The sequence below is a fragment of the Confluentibacter citreus genome (assembly GCF_002807055.1).
Classification (GTDB): Bacteria; Bacteroidota; Bacteroidia; order Flavobacteriales; family Flavobacteriaceae; genus Confluentibacter; species Confluentibacter citreus.
This window is the reverse complement of record NZ_NIXN01000032.1, coordinates 1-984: the sequence shown is the minus strand read 5'-3', so window position 1 is coordinate 984 and position 984 is coordinate 1. Positions and strand designations below refer to the sequence as shown.

Sequence of the window (984 nt, the reverse complement as noted above, 5' to 3'; positions counted from 1 at the left end):
TCAATTCGGATAGCGTTATTGTATTTTCCGTTCCAATGGTCATTAATGATAAATTCATTTGTTATTTCAATCCGTTTTTTATCAGGAACAAAATCTGTCCAAAATACAGCGAGAAATACCAGTCCAATTATAAGTCCGATTAATATTATTAGAGCGATTCTTTTCAATTCGAGTGAGTTTTTCAGCTTGCGTACAACGTGTTCGTGTATGGAAAGTTGCGTGTTTGAGGGCGAGGATTTTCCGAAGGAAAATCGGAAGCCAGCAAACAAGCAACCAACTTTGTGTTAGCTAGAACTAGCAATTTTTTATACACGGTGTTGTACAACGTTTTTTTAATTTACAAATCCAAAAATTATTTCATTAACAACTTTTCCATCAACAATCCATTTTGATTCTATTGTTCCTTGGTCGTGTGGTTCCCAATGTTCGTATTCCACGCATTTTATGTTTTTATTATTTTTTAAATAAAATTTTCCAGATTTATATAGGTTATCGAGCGATATATTTATTCCAAAACTCTCATCCAATTTTACCGATTCAGTTCCGTTAATAAAATATTCTTGATCGACTTTACTTATTATTATTTTATTTTTTTGATTGAAATAATTATTTCTGAATGTTTTTGAAAAGTCAGTTGAAGTTTCTTTTTCATAAGATTCAAGTTCTTTTTCAAAGTTGTTATAGTCAAATATGAATTCGTAATCTTGAATCTTGAATATTAAATTAGCGTTTTTATAATCGTCGTTGCTACAAATATTTCGTTTGTCCGAAATTCCATAATCCGCTAATGTTTTTGTGGTTTTGCAAGAAACAATTATGAAAATCAATAAGATATATGTTAAGTTTCTCATTTTCAGTCAAATGTTGTACAACGTGTTCGTGTATGGAAAGTTGCGTGTTTGAGGGCGAGGATTTTCCGAAGGAAAATCGGAAGCCAGCAAACGAGCAACCAACTTTGTGTTAACTAAAACTAGCAATTTTTTA

1 protein-coding gene is annotated in these 984 nt (G+C 31.1%); it reads right to left on the bottom strand.

All coding sequences use genetic code 11. The features are described from left to right. Window positions 1-332: 332 nt before the first annotated feature. Window positions 333-851: a hypothetical protein gene (locus tag CDH49_RS15505; protein WP_100616437.1), complete on the bottom strand. Its 519-nt coding sequence runs from the start codon at window positions 849-851 to the stop codon at window positions 333-335. Between the last annotated feature and the right edge of the window lie 133 nt (window positions 852-984).

What these genes read in the sequence shown, in the direction of transcription:
- CDH49_RS15505 (WP_100616437.1), bottom strand. Translation starts at nt 851, where the DNA reads ATGAGAAACTTAACATATATCTTATTGATTTTCATAATTGTTTCTTGC.